This window comes from Streptosporangium sandarakinum (assembly GCF_050942225.1).
GTDB classification, from domain to species: Bacteria; Actinomycetota; Actinomycetes; order Streptosporangiales; family Streptosporangiaceae; genus Streptosporangium; species Streptosporangium nondiastaticum.
In genome coordinates this window covers 5,931,488-5,943,537 of record NZ_CP192034.1, presented here as the reverse complement: position 1 = coordinate 5,943,537, position 12,050 = coordinate 5,931,488, and the positions used below count along the sequence as shown (strand labels likewise).

The window sequence follows — 12,050 nt, the reverse complement described above, 5'->3', positions numbered from 1 at the left end:
CGGTCGTGATCGCGAGGTGCGAGCCGTATGAGCGCTGTCCAACCCGTCCCCGAGGTCCCGGCCGCGCTCGCCGAGCCGGTACGCAGGGTCGGGCCGTGGTGGGTCGCCGGCATCTCGCTGGCCAACCTCGCTCTCTGGATGGGCTACTCCGGGCCGCTCCAGATGCTGCTGCCCATGCAGATGGCGCAGGTCGCGCCGGACGGCAAGGAGACGGCGCTGGCGCTGGTCACCGGCGTCGGAGCCGCGGTGGCGATGCTGTTCAACCCGGTCGCCGGGGCGCTGTCCGACCGTACGACCGGGCGGTTCGGCCGCCGGCACCCCTGGACGCTGGCCGGCGCGCTGGCCGGGGCCGCGGGGCTGGCGCTGCTGGCCGGGCAGGACACCGTCGCCGGCGTGGCGGTCTGCTGGTGCCTGGCCCAGGCCGGGCTCAACGCGATGCAGGCGTCGCTCAGCGCCGGGGTGCCCGACCACGTGCCGGTGCGCCAGCGTGGCGAGGTGTCGGGCTGGGTCGGCATACCGCAGGCGCTGGGCGTGGTGCTGGGGGTGGGACTCGTCATCGCCGTGGCCGCCACCGTCGAGTCCGGCTACCTGATGATCGCCGTTCTGATCCCCCTCTGCGTGCTGCCCTTCGTGTTCACCACCGCCGACCCGCCGCTGACCACCGCGCCCCGGTTCGACACGCGGGCCTTTCTGCGGAGCTTCCGGATCAGTCCCCGGGCCCACCCCGACTTCTTCTGGGCCTGGCTGACCCGGTTCCTGATGCAGCTCGGCAACGCGATCGCCACGCTCTACCTGCTGTACTTCCTCGCCGACGCGGTCGGCTACGAGCGGATCTTCCCCGGGGAGAAGGCCGAGGACGGCCTGCTCGTGCTGATCCTCATCTACACCGTGGCCGTGGTCGCCACCACCGTCGTCGCCGGTATCGTCTCCGACCGGCTCGCCCGCCGCCGGTTCCTGGTCACGGTCTCGGGCCTGATCAGCGCGGTCCCGGCGGTCCTGCTCGCGTTCCGCCCGACCTGGTCGGCGGCCCTGGTCGCCGCCGCGATCCTCGGCGTGGGCTTCGGCGTCTTCCTGTCGGTCGACAACGCCCTGGTCACCGAGGTGCTGCCCGCCGCCGACGGGCGGGCCAGGGACCTCGGCGTCATCAACATCGCCAACTCCGGCCCGCAGGTCCTCGGGCCGGTCATCGCCGGCCCGATCGTGGCGGGCGCCGGCGGCTACCCGGCCCTCTACCTGGCCTCCGCGGCGCTGACGCTCCTCGGCGCGGTCCTGGTCCGGAAGATCCGCTCCGTCCCCTGACCCGCCCCGCCTCCGCCTCCGCCCCACCCCGTCCAGTCCCGCCCCACCCCGTCCTGCCCTGGCACGCTCCGTTCCCTGTTCCGCCCCGCCTCCACTCCTGACCGGCTTCGCTCCCCGGTCCGCCCGCCCGCCGGGGCGTCGGTCAGGCCAGCCAGCGGCCGTCGCGCATCAGCTCGCGGCCGGCCAGCTCGTCCGCCTCGCGCCACGCCTGGACGCGGCGCGGGGTGATGCGGAACCAGCGGTACGGCGTGGCCGACACGCGCGGGTCGAACCCGGTGCGCTCGGCGAACCGGTCGCCCCGCTCCCGCGGCAGCTCGTCGATCTCCAGGACCTCGACCTCGCCGTCGATCATGGTCACGTCGCGGGTGAGGCCGAGCCCCAGCCGGACGACCCGGGTGGCCGCCAGGTTCCTGCCGGTCGGGCTGCCCGCCGGGGTGGCCACCAGCAGCGCCTCCCCGTCCCGGTCGAAGGACAGCGGCACCATGTACGGCACGCCGTCGGCCGAGGCGGTGGCCACCCAGACGTCGACGTCATGGTCGAGCCGGTGCTCGGTGTCACGGCGGCGCAGGGCGCGGGAGCGGGGTCCGGCGCTCTCCGGGTGGCGGTCGAGGGCGTCGCGCGGCTCCCCGGCCGCCGCCGGACCGGGCGCGGGATGCGGCGCCGTACCGGTTTCCAGAGTGGGAGAGCTGGTCATGGTCACTCCTGTCGTCGCGGGTCACGATCGGCCGGGGGCGTTCCACCGGGCCGATCACCGTGGTCACAGCCTCTCCCGGCCGGGGCGCGGGCCGCCTCCGTACCGACCACGGAACCGGCTACCGAAATGCGGGCCGGTGCTCCGGCCTTCAGGCCGGAGGTGAAGGCCCGCGCGGGAGTGCCCGCCAGGGCGCGAGCGTGTCCTGACCTTCCCGCTCTTGCCACTCGGCCCATCGGGCGTAGGGCGCCGGGACGGCGAAGGGCCGGCCGCCCGCGTTCGGCGATGGTGTGCTCGCCGGGGTGGTGGGCGGCGCTGGCGCGGGCGCCGATGTGTTCACGGATCGCCCGGATTCCCCTACGCTCGGTCATGGTCGGGTGGCACGATGATGGCCGTGCGGCTGCGTTACCGGTACCGGCTCTACCCGGACGCCGCCCAGCGCCAGGCGCTGGCGCGGGCGTTCGGGTGCGCCCGCGTGGTGTTCAACGACGGGCTGCGCGCACGCCAGACGGCGCGTGAGGCGGGCCTGCCGTACGTCTCGGATGGGGAGTTGTCCAAGCGGGTCATCACCGAGGCGAAGAAGACGCCGCAGCGCTCCTGGCTGGGCGAGGTGTCGGCCGTCCTGCTTCAGCAGGCGCTCGCCGATCTGAACACCGCCTACCGGAACTTCTTCAACTCGGTCGCCGGGAAGCGGAAGGGTCCGAAGGTCGCGCCGCCCCGGTTCCGGTCGAAGAAGGACAACCGGCAGGCCATCCGGTTCACCCGCAACGCCCGGTTCACCGTCACGGCGGGCGGGAAACTGCGCCTGCCGAAGATCGGGGAGGTGCCGGTGCGCTGGTCACGCAGCCTGCCGTCGGAGCCGTCATCGGTGACCGTGGTCAAGGACGCGGCCGGGAGGTACTTCGCGAGTTTCGTCGTGGAGACGACCGACGAGCCGCTACCGGAAACGGTGGCCGAGGCGGGCATCGACCTGGGGCTGACGCACTTCGCGGTCACCTCGGATGGCTCGAAGGTGGACAACCCGCGCTTCCTGCGCCGGGCGGCGAAGAAGCTCCGCAAGGCGCAGCAGGCCCTCTCCCGGAAAGTGAGGGGGTCGAACAACCGTGAGAAGGCCGTTGCCAAGGTCGCGCGGGCGCACGCCCGGGTGGCCGACGCGCGCCGGGACTTCGCCCACAAGCTCTCTGCCGCGTTGATCCGTGACAACCAAGCGATCTACGTGGAGAACCTGTCGGTGAGGGGCCTGGCGCGCACGAAGCTGGCCAAGAGCGTCCATGACGTGGGCTGGTCGCAGTTCGCGGCCATGCTGGAGTACAAGGCCGCCCGATATGGGCGGACCTTCGCGAAGATCGACCGCTGGTTCCCGTCGTCGAAGCTGTGCTCGGCGTGCGGAGCACTTGCTGACAAGATGCCGTTGAACGTCCGGTCATGGACCTGTGCCTGTGGCGCGGCTCACGACCGGGACGTCAACGCGGCGATCAACATCCTGGCCGCCGGACGGGCGGACAGGCCAAACGCCTGTGGAGGGACGGTAAGACCACCGCTTGCGGTGGCACGACCCGGCGAAGCAGGAACCCACTCCAAGCTGCCCGCGATCTCGGCGGCCCAGCAGGGGAGAATTCCTGCCCTTCAGGGGTAGGGAGGACGTCAAGGATAATGGTCCGATGCCCGGTCCAGTCATCCAGGCCCCAGCCGTCTCGGCTCGCGAGGCCGAAGTGCTCACGCTGCTCGGTGAGCACCTCAGCAACGCGGAGATCGCCGCGCGGCTGTTCATCTCCGTGCGGACGGCCGAGTCGCACGTCTCCTCACTGCTGCGCAAGCTGGGACTGCCGGACCGGCGGGCGCTCGCCCGGCACGCGGCCGAGCTCGCCCGGACCGAGGAGCCGCGCCGGGCGCCCGCCTTGCCGACGCCGCTGACGGCGTTCATCGGCCGGGCCCGGGAACGCGGTGAGCTGGCCGAGGCGGTGACGTCGCACCGGTTGGTGACCGTGACCGGGCCGGGAGGGGTGGGCAAGACGCGCCTCGCGCTCGCGGTGGCGGCGGACGTGGCCGGCGACTTCCCCGACGGGGTGTGGTTCGTGGACCTGGTCCCGGTCACCGAGCCGGGCCGGGTGGGGGCGGCGGTCGCGGCGGCCGTGGGCGTGGGCGAGCAACGCGGACGCGGCATCGACGACGCGGTGCCGGCCGCGCTGGCGGACCGCCGGGCGCTGCTGGTCCTGGACAACTGCGAGCAGGTGCGCGACGGGGTGGCGCCGTTCCTGGAGCGGCTGCTGACGGCCTGCCCGCGGCTGCGGGTGCTCGTGACGAGCCGGGTCCGGCTGACGGTGCCGTTCGAGCGGGTGTTCCCGGTCCCGCCGCTGTCGCGGGCCGGCGGCGACAGCTCCGAGGCGGTGGCCCTGTTCCTGGACCGGGCGGCGGCCGCCGGGCGGCTGCCGGGCCCGGAGGTGGGCGAAGGGGTCGTGGCCGTCTGCGAACGGCTCGGCGGCATGGCGCTGGCGATCGAGCTGGCGGCGGCGCGGTGCTCCACGCTCGGACTGGACGGCCTCGTGGCCGGGCTCTCCGACCAGCTGCGGATCCTCGCCGGAGGGCCCCGCGCGAACGACAGGCACAGGTCGGTGCGGGCGGTGCTGGACTGGAGCCACGACCTGCTGGAGCCGCCGGACCAGGCACTGCTGCGCCGGGTGGCGGTGTTCGTCGCGCCGTTCACCGCCGACGCGGCCGCCGGGATCGCCGGGTTCGCCCCGCTGGATCCGGACGGGGTCGCCGACGGGCTCGGCAGGCTCGCCGAGCACAGCCTCCTCGCCGTGACGCCGTCCGCGATCGGCACCCGGTACCAGGCGCTGGAGACCATCCGCCAGTACGGGACGGAACGGCTCACCGGCGCCGGTGAGCTGACCGACGTCCGGTCCCGGCATCTGGGCTGGTGCCTGGCCGGTGCGGACGCCCTCGCGGGAGCCGGCGGCGCGGATCGGCGCGCCCGGTTCGATGCCGTCGCCGAGGACATGCGGGCCGCCCTCGCCTGGGCCGCCGAGCAGCCGGAGCGGCGCGCGGACGCCCACCGGCTCGCCCTGTCCCTGGCCGGTCTGGCCTTCACCCGCAACCTGCTCGGCGAGGCCCAGCAGCGGCTGGAGCAGGCGGCCCGGCTCGCCGACGCCGACGCCGCGGCCGTGGCGCTGCGGCACGCCGCCGCGGTGGCCGGGTGTCGAGGGCTCGGCGACGACATGTTCCGCCTGCACCGCGCCGCCGCGGAGGCCGCCCGCCGGGCCGGGGACGCGGCCGGCGCCGGCCGCGACCTGGCCACCGCCGCCACCGTCGCGTACCGCTTCTCCAGCTTGTTCACCCGGGTCCCCTCCGCTGAGGAGGCGGCCGCCCTCCTCGCGGAGGCGCGGGAGCCGGCCGGTGACGCCCCGGCCGCCGAGGCGGCCATTGCGCTGGCCGAGGCGGCCGTGGTCGCGGACGCGTTCGGCGCCGTCCAGGGGGACACGGACAACACCGCGCGGGAGACGGTCGGGTTCGCCGAACGGGCGGTCGAGCTCGCCAGGCGCGCGGGCGACCCGGTGGCGGAGTCCGCCGCCCTCGACGCGCTCTCCGGCGCCCGGAGCTGGGCCGGTGAGCCCTTCGCCGCCGCGGCCGCCGCCCGGCGCCGGATCGACGTCCTGACCTCCGCGTCGCCTTCCCCCGCCGGCCCGCACGAACCGCCGTCTTTCCCGGCCGGCACGCATGAGCCGTCGTCTTCCCCCGCCGGTTCGCACGAGCCGACGTCTTTCCCGGCCGGTTCGCGGGAGCTGATCGACGCCCCGGCCCGCACGCACGAGCTGGTCGACGCCCTCGCCATGGCCGCCGGGACCGCTCTCGGCGTCGGCGCGCTGCCGGAGGCCCGCCGGTGGGGCGGGCGGCTCGCCGGTCACCCGCTGCTGGCCGAGGCGGGCCACCACGCCACGTCCTGGCTCCTGGTCGCCGACGCGCTCACCGGCGACGCCGGCGAGGTGCTCGCCGGCAGCGTGCGGTTCCTCGACGCGTGGGAGCGGAGCGGCCGCGGGCGGTCGTTCTCCCTCGGCCCCGCCGCCGCGTCGGTCGCGATGATCCACGGCCTGCGCGGCGACCACGACGCCCGGAGGACCTGGCTCGCGATCGTGGACGAGGCGGGCGCCGGGCCGGAGCACCGCCGGGGCTACGGCGCGGTCTTCGACGCCACGGTCCTGCTCCACCACGGAGACGCGGACGCGGCGCTGGAGCGGGTCGCTCCCGAGCCGGAGCAGGTGTGGAAGTGGGTCTGCTGGATCTGGCTCCACTGGTACGCGGCGCTCCGGGCGGAGGCGGCGGTGCTCGCCGGGCACCCGGACGCCCGGGACCGGATCGCCTCGGCCCGGATCGTGACCGCCGGGAACCCGGTCGCCTCCGCCCAGGTGGACCGGGCGGAGGCGCTGCTCGACGGCGACCTGCCCCGGCGGCTCGCGGTCGCCGCGGCGTTCGAGGCGGCCGGGTGCCGCTACCAGGCGGCGCGCACGCTGGTGCTCGCCGGGGGCGAGCACGCCGCCGCCGGGGAAGCCGCGCTGGCCGGTCTCGGCCTCGCGCCCGGGGCCGCCCGGTAGGAGGCCGCACCGCGGCGCGTCCGCCACGGCGGCGGGCGCGGACCGGGAAGCGCGGGCCGTGCGGGCCGTTCGGACCGGGAAGCGCGGGCCGGGGCGCCGGTCCGGCGCACCCGGCCGCTCAACGGGGGCGGGCCTCAGCTCACCGCCTGCTTCACCAGCGCGGCGATCCGCTCCTCCACCTCGGGCGTCACCTCGGTCAGGGCGAAGGCGACCGGCCACATCGTGCCCTCGTCCAGGCTCGCCACGTCGCTGAACCCGAGCGTCGCGTAGCGCGTCTTGAACTTCCCCGCGTTCTGGAAGTGGCAGACGACCTTGCCGTCCAGCGCGTAGGCGGGCATGCCGTACCAGAGCCTCGGCTCAAGGGCCGGGGCGGTGGCCCGGATGACGGCGTGCACGCGCTCGGCCATGATCCGGTCCGAGTCCTCCATCTCGGCGATCTTCGCGAGCACGTCCCGCTCCGCCTCCGCCGCCTTCTCCTCCGGCGAGGCGCGCCGCGCCGCCTTCTTCCGCTCCTGGGCGTGGTCCTTCATCGCGGCCCGCTCCTCGGCGGTGAAGCCCTCATAGGTGCTGTTCTCGTTGTCGGCCACGGCCATCACTCCTGTCGGTATAGGTGCACGATCGGATGGAACGTCCCGCCTGTCCGATCGCCGTGGTCACAGCATCCCGTATCCGGGACGCGGGCCGCCTCCGTAGTGGCTACGGATAACGGGTCGGTACCGGCTCCGCACCCGCCGGGCCGCGACACGACCGCGGCCCGGCGGGAGTGGGACCGGCTCGCGGCGATCCGTCTTTGAAACTTTCATGGTCTCCCCGGGGTTTTCGGCCCCCGCGGCCGGAGCCGTCCTCCCGGAGAGCCGCGGGGAAGGGCCCTGAGCTGGGAGGCCGTACGGCGCCGCGAATCCGTCCCGCGGCGGTGCGGAGATGGCCCATAACGTCTCGACAACGACCGTTGATCCGGTCGTCACGCCGATGTAACGTCGGCGCCGCCCCAGAAAATATCGGGCAAGCATCGAAACTTTCAGCAACAGTGGTGCGGCGGTGGCGCCGGGCGGGTCCGCCCGGCGCCGGCCAGGTCCGGAGCCCCCGCACGACCCCCGGAGAGACGAGGAAGGGAACCACTGTGATGTCGTTGGGACGGCGAAGCGCGGCAGCCCTGGTCGCGGCCACGCTCCTCCTCGGAGGATGCGGCGGCGGAGGCGACGGGGAGCCGAAGGCCGCCTCCGGGAGCGGGGGGAAGGTCACGGTCGAGTGGTGGAACATCGGGACCACCGAACCGCTGAAGTCCTTCCTGGCGCGCATGGCCACCGAGTACCAGAAGCAGCACCCGAACGTCGTCATCAAGAACCTCCCCATCGAGAACGAGGCGTTCAAGGCCCGGATGACGACGCTGAACCAGTCGGGCAAGACGCCCGACCTCTTCACCACCTGGGGCGGTGGCGTCCTGAAGCAGCAGGTGGACGCCGGGCTGGTCAAGGACCTGAGCGCCGACGCCTCGTCCTGGATGGGCTCGTTCACCCCGGCCGCGCTGCAGCCGTACCAGGTCGAGGGGAAGACCTACGCCATCCCGGCGGACATCGGCATGGTCGGCTTCTGGTACAACAAGGCGCTGTTCGCCAAGGCGGGCGTCACCGAGCCGCCCGCCACGTGGTCGGCCTACGTCGACACCGTCAAGAAGCTCAAGGCGGCCGGCATCACCCCGATCGCCCTGGCCGGCAAGGAGAAGTGGCCCGGCCACTACTACTGGGCCTACCTCGCCATGCGGATCGGCGGCCTGGCCGCCCTGCAGCAGGCGGCGACCGACCACGACTTCACCAAGCCCCCCTTCGTGGAGGCCGGCCGGCGCCTGAAGGAGCTCGCCGACCTCGACCCGTTCCAGAAGGGCTTCCTCGGTGCCGCGTACAACACCCCCGACGGCCAGGCCGCGCTCGTCGGCAACGGCAAGGCGGCGATGGAGCTGATGGGCCAGTGGGCGCCGTCGGTGGAGAACGAGGCGGGCAAGGGCCTCGGTGACGACCTCGGGTTCTTCCCCTTCCCGGCCGTCGAGGGCGGCGCGGGCAAGGCGACGGACGCCTTCGGCGGCGGCGGCGGGTACGCCATCGGCGCGGACGCGCCCGCCGAGGCGCTCGACTTCCTGAAGTTCATGTCCGAGCCGAAGAACCACCGCGACGTGGTGGCGTCCGGGGCGGTCCTGCCGGTGCTGAAGGGCGCCGAGGACGCCGTCAAGGACCCGAACCTGGCGACGGTGGCCAAGGCGCTGTCGTCGGCGAGCGGCTTCCAGCTCTACCTCGACCAGGCCTACCCGCCGGCCGTCGGGCAGGAGGTCAACGACAGCGTCGCCGAGCTGATCGCGGGCAAGAAGACGCCTGAGCAGGTCGCGCAGGCCATCACCGAGACGGCGAAGTCCGAGTAGATGAGGGCGGCGCAAGACACCTCCCGGCTCGCGCCCCCGCCAGGGGAGCGGCGGGCGCCGTCCCCGGCCGCCCCGGCGGCCGGGGCGGCGGCGCCCCGGCCGCCGCGCGGGCACCGGCTTCGGGGCCGGCTGACGATCGCGGCGTTCCTGCTCCCGGCCCTGCTGCTGTTCGGCCTGCTGGTCCTGGCCCCGATCCTCGTGGCGGTCTACACGAGCGTCTTCAAGTGGAACGGCCTGCGCGGCCTCCCGGACGACTTCATCGGGACGGCCAACTTCGAGCGGATGTTCGCCGACGAGGTCTTCCTCGGCGACCTGTGGCGCGGCGCGGTGCTGATCGTCCTGTCGCTGGTGGTCCAGCTCCCGTTCGCCCTCGGCGTCGCCATGCTGCTCAACCAGCGCATGCGCGGCCGGGCCGTCTACCGGATGATCTTCTTCGCCCCGTACATCCTCTCCGAGGTGATCACCGGGGTGCTGTTCTCGATGATCCTGTCGCCGGACGGCGGCCTGGCGAACCTCGTGCTGGGGACGGTGGGGCTGGAGTCGGACTGGCTCTCCGACCCGTCCACCGTCATGCCGTCCCTCTTCCTGGTGATGACCTGGAAGTACTTCGGCTTCCACATGATCCTCTACCTGACCGGCCGCCAGGGCATCCCGCACGAGGTGACCGAGGCGGCGCAGATCGACGGCGCGGGGAGCTGGCAGGTGTTCCGGTACGTCACGCTGCCGCTGCTCGGGCCGACGATCCGGATCAGCGTCTTCCTGTCCGTCATCGGGGCGATCCAGCTGTTCGACCTGGTCTGGGTCCTCACCGGCGGGGGACCGGCCCACTCCTCCGAGACCATGGCCGTCACGATGTTCCAGTTCGGCTTCAAGCGCTACCAGGTCGGCTACGCCAACGCGATCAGCGTCGTGATGTTCGCGGTCAGCCTCGTCTTCGCACTCGTCTACCAGCGGTACGTCATGCGCCGCGACACCGAGGGAGCCATCACCGCCATGCGGAGCCAGCGTTGAACCGGCGACCCGCCCCCTCCCGCGCCGGAGCCCGGCCACGGTCCCTGGGGCTGCACGTCATCGCCGTGACGGTCGGGGCGTTCGTCATCGTGCCGATCGCCTTCGGCCTGCTCGGCGGGTTCAAGGACGCCGTCCAGCTGTCCACCGACCCCGTCGGCCTGCCGTCGCCGTGGGTCTTCTCCAACTACGCCGACGTCCTGACCGCCCCGTCGTTCTGGCGCCAGCTCGGCAACAGCGTCCTCATCGCGCTGGCCACGACGCTCGTGGTCGTCGGCGTGTCGGCGCTGGCCGCCTTCGTCTTCGCCCGGTTCGCCTTCCGGGGGCGGGAACTGTTCTTCACGATCTTCACGGTCGGGCTGATGTTCCCGTTCGCGGTGGCGATCCTGCCGCTGTTCGTCCTGCTGCGGGCCGCCGGCCTGCTGGACAACCCGCTGGGGGTCGTGCTGCCGCAGGCCGCCTTCGGCCTGCCGATGACGATCATCATCCTGCGCGGCTTCTTCCGGGGCATCCCGGGGGAGATCGAGGAGGCGGCGACGCTCGACGGGTGCGGCGCGTTCGGCTTCTTCTGGAAGATCCTGCTGCCGATGGCCCGCCCGGCGCTGGCGACCGTGTCGGTGCTCGCGGTCGTGGGGAGCTGGAACAACTTCATGCTGCCGCTGGTCGTCTTCAACGACCCCTCCTGGTGGACCCTCCCGCTCGGCGTCCAGCAGTTCCAGGGGCAGTACGCCACCGAGTGGGCGCGCGTCCTGGCCTACGTCACCGTCGCGATGGTGCCGGCGCTGGCGTTCTACGCCCTGGCCGAGCGCCGGCTCGTCAGCGGCCTGACCGCCGGCGCGATGAAGGGCTGACGGCCGGTGGATCTGGGACACGGCACCCTCGCGGGCGCCCCGGGACGGACGGAACCGGAGTACGGCGCGGCCCCCGCGGCCCCCGCGGCCCCGGGAAACGGTGTTCCCGCGGGCGCCTCAGCCCCGCCCGGCCCGGGGCGGCGCGGTGCTCTCGCGCACGACGAGCTCGGTGGCCAGCTCCACGCGCCGGGCCTGCGACGGCTCGCCCCGCCCCATGGCCAGGACCATCCGGGTGGCCGCGGCCGCCATGTCCTGAAGGGGCTGGCGGACGGTGGTCAGCGGCGGCCAGGCCGAGCGCGCCAGCGGCAGGTCGTCGAAGCCGACCACGCTGAGGTCGTCCGGGACGCGCAGGCCGCGCCGCCGGGCGGCCTCGAACACCCCGAACGCCTGCATGTCGCTGCCGGCGAAGATGGCGGTGGGCGGATCGTCCAGGGACAGCAGCGCGTGCCCGTGGTCGCGGCCGGAGTCGACCAGGAAGTCGCCGTGGCGGATCAGCTCCGGCGAGACGGTCACGCCCGCGGTCTCCAGCGCCGCGCGGTAGCCGTCGATCCTGGCCCGGCTGCACAGCATGTCGGCCGGCCCGCCGATCATCCCGATCCTGCGGTGCCCCAGCTCCAGCAGATGCCGGGTGGCGGCCAGCCCGCCGTTCCAGTTGGTCGCGCCGACCGAGGTGACGCCCGGCGCGGGCTCGCCCTCCGGGTCGACGACGGCGAACGGCGTCGCGCGGGCGTTGAGCTGCCCCTGCAGCGTGGCGGACAGCTTGGAGGCGACGACGACCACGCCGTCGGTACGGCGGGCCGCAATGCGCTCCAGCCAGTCGCGGCCGGGACCGGCGTGCGTGTGCAGCACCGAGACCACGATGCCGGCGTCGGCCTCGCGGGCGGCCGTCTCGGCGCCCCGGACGATCTCCATCGCCCACGGGCTCTCGATCTCGGAGAAGACCAGGTCGATCAGCCCGGCCGGCCCGTCGCTCTGGCTGACGCGCCGCCGGTAGCCGTGCTTGTGCAGCAGCCGCTCGACCCGTCGCCGGGTCTCGGCGGCGACCTCCGGCCGGCCGTTGATGACCTTGGACACCGTGGGAACGGAAACCCCCGCCTCCTCGGCGATGAGGGCGATCGTCACCCGCCTCTTCGCTGGCATGCCCAGGAGTGTAGCCGAAACCTTTCGGCTCGCCGCCCGCCCGGTGCGCCATGCCCGCGGTT

At 73.7% G+C, this 12,050-nt stretch carries 9 protein-coding genes; 6 read left to right on the top strand and 3 right to left on the bottom strand.

The annotated features are described in order from the left end of the window. Positions 1 to 27: 27 nt before the first annotated feature. Positions 28 to 1,299: an MFS transporter gene (locus ACQP10_RS27515; protein WP_346023057.1), complete on the top strand. Its 1,272-nt coding sequence runs from the start codon at positions 28 to 30 to the stop codon at positions 1,297 to 1,299. Between the two features lie 142 nt (positions 1,300 to 1,441). On the opposite strand, the gene ACQP10_RS27510 is transcribed toward ACQP10_RS27515, so the two are convergent. Next, positions 1,442 to 1,993, bottom strand: coding sequence for a pyridoxamine 5'-phosphate oxidase family protein (locus ACQP10_RS27510; protein ID WP_433540002.1), 552 nt, complete (start codon positions 1,991 to 1,993; stop codon positions 1,442 to 1,444). 391 nt (positions 1,994 to 2,384) lie between these two features. Here ACQP10_RS27510 and ACQP10_RS27505 point away from each other — a divergent pair, with 391 nt between their 5' ends. Beyond that, positions 2,385 to 3,626, top strand: a complete 1,242-nt coding sequence (locus ACQP10_RS27505) for an RNA-guided endonuclease InsQ/TnpB family protein (RefSeq protein ID WP_433540001.1) — start codon at positions 2,385 to 2,387, stop codon at positions 3,624 to 3,626. Between the two features lie 25 nt (positions 3,627 to 3,651). Beyond that, entirely contained in the window at positions 3,652 to 6,579 is a 2,928-nt protein-coding gene (locus ACQP10_RS27500; protein ID WP_433540000.1) for an ATP-binding protein, read from the top strand. A 134-nt stretch (positions 6,580 to 6,713) separates the two neighbouring features. On the opposite strand, the gene ACQP10_RS27495 is transcribed toward ACQP10_RS27500, so the two are convergent. Beyond that, a complete protein-coding gene (locus tag ACQP10_RS27495) occupies positions 6,714 to 7,172 on the bottom strand; it encodes an iron chaperone (protein WP_433539999.1) in 459 nt (152 codons plus the stop codon). A gap of 536 nt (positions 7,173 to 7,708) precedes the next feature. Here ACQP10_RS27495 and ACQP10_RS27490 point away from each other — a divergent pair. The 3 genes from ACQP10_RS27490 to ACQP10_RS27480 are packed head-to-tail and all read left to right on the top strand — an operon-like array spanning position 7,709 to position 10,848. After that, on the top strand, positions 7,709 to 8,989 hold the full coding sequence (locus ACQP10_RS27490; RefSeq protein ID WP_386148413.1) for an extracellular solute-binding protein: 1,281 nt from the start codon (positions 7,709 to 7,711) through the stop codon (positions 8,987 to 8,989). Then, a complete protein-coding gene (locus ACQP10_RS27485; protein ID WP_346023051.1) occupies positions 8,990 to 10,000 on the top strand; it encodes a carbohydrate ABC transporter permease in 1,011 nt (336 codons plus the stop codon). It begins immediately after the preceding gene. Then, the gene (locus ACQP10_RS27480; RefSeq protein ID WP_433539998.1) at positions 9,997 to 10,848 is read left to right on the top strand and encodes a carbohydrate ABC transporter permease; all 852 of its coding nucleotides are present in this window, start codon (positions 9,997 to 9,999) and stop codon (positions 10,846 to 10,848) included. Before ACQP10_RS27485 ends, ACQP10_RS27480 begins: the two co-directional genes overlap by 4 nt. A 117-nt stretch (positions 10,849 to 10,965) precedes the next feature. On the opposite strand, the gene ACQP10_RS27475 is transcribed toward ACQP10_RS27480, so the two are convergent. Continuing rightward, positions 10,966 to 11,988: a LacI family DNA-binding transcriptional regulator gene (locus ACQP10_RS27475; RefSeq protein ID WP_389997176.1), complete on the bottom strand. Its 1,023-nt coding sequence runs from the start codon at positions 11,986 to 11,988 to the stop codon at positions 10,966 to 10,968. Between the last annotated feature and the right edge of the window lie 62 nt (positions 11,989 to 12,050).

Excerpts from the sequence above, each read along its gene's own strand:
- ACQP10_RS27515 (WP_346023057.1), top strand. The coding sequence starts at position 28 with ATGAGCGCTGTCCAACCCGTCCCCGAGGTCCCGGCCGCGCTCGCCGAG.
- ACQP10_RS27510 (WP_433540002.1), bottom strand. The coding sequence starts at position 1,993 with ATGACCAGCTCTCCCACTCTGGAAACCGGTACGGCGCCGCATCCCGCG.
- ACQP10_RS27500 (WP_433540000.1), top strand. The coding sequence starts at position 3,652 with ATGCCCGGTCCAGTCATCCAGGCCCCAGCCGTCTCGGCTCGCGAGGCC.
- ACQP10_RS27495 (WP_433539999.1), bottom strand. The coding sequence starts at position 7,172 with ATGGCCGTGGCCGACAACGAGAACAGCACCTATGAGGGCTTCACCGCC.
- ACQP10_RS27485 (WP_346023051.1), top strand. The coding sequence starts at position 8,990 with ATGAGGGCGGCGCAAGACACCTCCCGGCTCGCGCCCCCGCCAGGGGAG.
- ACQP10_RS27475 (WP_389997176.1), bottom strand. The coding sequence starts at position 11,988 with ATGCCAGCGAAGAGGCGGGTGACGATCGCCCTCATCGCCGAGGAGGCG.